Origin of the sequence: Puniceispirillum sp. (SeqCode) (genome assembly GCF_965657105.1) — a bacterium.
Lineage (GTDB): Bacteria > Pseudomonadota > Alphaproteobacteria > Puniceispirillales > Puniceispirillaceae > Puniceispirillum.
Map to the genome: position 1 here is coordinate 1 of NZ_CBFHNB010000111.1, position 2,493 is coordinate 2,493.

Below are 2,493 nucleotides of genomic sequence, written 5' to 3' on the forward strand. Positions count from 1 at the left end.
CAACCTGGGTGTCGCTTCATCACGGTGGCGGCGTTGGTATGGGTTTCTCGCAACATTCTGGCATGGTTATCTGCTGTGATGGTAGTGCCGATGCCGACAGACGTATCAGCAATGTTTTGTGGAATGACCCGGCAACAGGCGTGATGCGTCATGCAGATGCTGGCTATGAAGATGCGATTGCCTGCGCTCGGGAACAGGGGCTTAATCTTCCAAGTATTTTATAAACCGGTTAATGATGACGTCAGTTTGCGTCATCTAGCCCAACGTGCATGCAGGGGGTGTTAAAGGCCGCGGCAAGTTCAGGTGCAAAATCCAGAACAGCATTTGTGCCAGTAAACCGCTCAGGATGCAAACGACCATCTTCCCATAAAGCAACACCATCAATCATGACTGTAGGATCCAAAACCATCCAGCAAATTTCACCCGGAGGAGTCTCACCACAGGTATGAAAATGCAAGAAACGTGGACTGGTAAAAACCGTGTTTGACCAACGCGATGGATCATTGCCCATAAAATCATCATAGTGCATTTGTGGGTGAATGCCGGCATGCCATGAGTCCACATTAAACGCTTTTAGGCCAAACATTTCTGCTACATGATTGTAATGTTCATTAATCTTGGCAACGATGTCATCAGAGCCGGTAAACCCAGTTATACGATTACCATCAAATTGAACGCTTACAGTATCATCAAGCTTTATAAATTCTGGTGTGTAAACTTTTGAACCGGTGGGTGTAAGATAGCCGAAAAGTTTGACTTCGCCTTTGAAACCGCTTGCCAGAACAGGTTGTGGAACCCCCATTGGAAACCGACTGACGACAACCTCGCTTCCTTCTGCTTTGGTGTTTGCAGGTGAGCCTTCTAAGTGCGTGCCTTGTGGGCAGGTGACTCTGATATGGTCAGCGTTCAACATCACCTCGTTGACAGCGTCTTTCAACATCAGCATCGCGTGGTGATTCAAGCGACCATAAGCCCCACCAAGCATATTGGCAGTTCGTGCATAGCTCATGGTCGAATGTGGCGTATTATTGTTCGCTTCAAATCGATCTTGATCGCCGATGCGCGAAAAGAAAATCACCTCATCCATAGAATTTATGGCGGTCTGGATTTCGTCAACTGGAACGTTTTGTGGCTTACCGACGGGCAGGACTTTTACCGTTGCGCCCTTTTCCTGTAACTGTTTAGCAACGATTGCTGGGGCTTTGTCATCATACCAACCAAGGGCTGGATCCTCACAGATTAGCAAAACGGCCTTGCCCGAAACGTCACCGATGCACCCGTTGATGAGATTGTCAGCGCCCGCCCGCAAGGCCGCCTCATCTGGATACTGAACTGACTCGTGATAAACAAAAGTTTCCGTGTTTTCATTTGCCATTTTAATTCACCTAAAAATGCTCATTTCTGGGATCATTATTGCAGATATGTAATATCCTAAACTCAATCAGCGTAGAATCCAACGATATCACCATCAGTCGTAACGCCCAGCCCGTTCAGGCTTCGATTTACATAGTTGAAATAGCAAATGATTTGGTTTGCTTCGAGAATCTGACCGTCATCTAAACCTTCATTTCGAAGTGCAATTACATCGCTTTCCTGCATATCGCCAGGTGAGAGCGTTAATTTTTCTGCATATTGTAATAAGGCTAGTTCAGCCCCATCAAAAACGGCACCAGGATTTTTTGCGGTTAACGCCTTTTCCACTGAAGCCGCATAGTCAGAATCACCAATAAGATGGGCGGCATTCTTCCAGTGATTAGCATAGGAATAGTCGCATTGGTTCAGCACCGATACATAGGAACTTATCACCTCCTGTAACCATTGCGGCAATGTGTTCGCCGCGTCATGCAAGGCTGCACGGTATAAAACACAATGACCATGCATGGTATTGGGCCGGTGCGAATGAACACGCATCACATTGTCAACAGTGCCATGCGGCGTTTGTGCAACCTTAAGAGCGGCCTTCAATTCCGGCCCTGCATCTTCATTAGAAATCATTGATATCCAGGCAGCCATGACGTTTCCTCCCACTGTAAATATATAGTTTTATAGTACATTTCAGCTATCATTAGTTGTTAATAGAAGCTGTTTTTTAAGTCTTAATAAGATATCATGCAGATATAGGACAAGCCAATTATCCTTTCAGCTTGTCCTTAGCCCAATTGTTCAGCGCTTTGTAATAAGCGATATTCTGTTTTGTAACTGACTCATGGGCAGTGAGCGTAGCTTCATATTTAATTAGTGTGGGCGGCAAAACAACGTTAATGCCCAGAATCTCACGAAAGATAGATATTAACGCAAAACTGGCAACAAAACCGCAATCTGCAATACTCAACTGATCGCCAAACAAAAGCGGTGAGGGTGTTGCCATATGCGTTAGCTGGTCTATTCGTTTCTGCAAAAGGACTGCATTTTCAGCAACAAAGGCCAGATCGCGTCGCACCATCTTAAATAGCTTTTAGTCTGGAAGTGCCCAAGTTTCGGATAAATATAGAA

The 2,493-nt window shown here is 45.6% G+C and carries 3 protein-coding genes and 1 pseudogene; 1 reads left to right on the forward strand and 3 read right to left on the reverse strand.

Annotated features, from left to right (window positions below):
* Positions 1-224, forward strand: a pseudogene (locus tag ACTF7Q_RS10525) (urocanate hydratase); the annotation flags it as partial.
* Positions 225-241: 17 nt separating this feature from the next.
* Here ACTF7Q_RS10525 and ACTF7Q_RS10530 read toward each other — a convergent pair.
* From ACTF7Q_RS10530 to ACTF7Q_RS10540, 3 genes are all read right to left on the reverse strand, one after another.
* Positions 242-1,375 carry a hypothetical protein gene (locus ACTF7Q_RS10530; RefSeq protein WP_438997788.1) on the reverse strand — a complete coding sequence of 378 codons (1,134 nt, stop codon included), beginning with the start codon at positions 1,373-1,375 and terminating at the stop codon, positions 242-244.
* 62 nt (positions 1,376-1,437) lie between these two features.
* Entirely contained in the window at positions 1,438-2,013 is a 576-nt protein-coding gene (locus ACTF7Q_RS10535; RefSeq protein ID WP_438997789.1) for a carboxymuconolactone decarboxylase family protein, read from the reverse strand.
* 118 nt (positions 2,014-2,131) lie between these two features.
* On the reverse strand, positions 2,132-2,443 hold the full coding sequence (locus ACTF7Q_RS10540; RefSeq protein WP_438997790.1) for a hypothetical protein: 312 nt from the start codon (positions 2,441-2,443) through the stop codon (positions 2,132-2,134).
* Between the last annotated feature and the right edge of the window lie 50 nt (positions 2,444-2,493).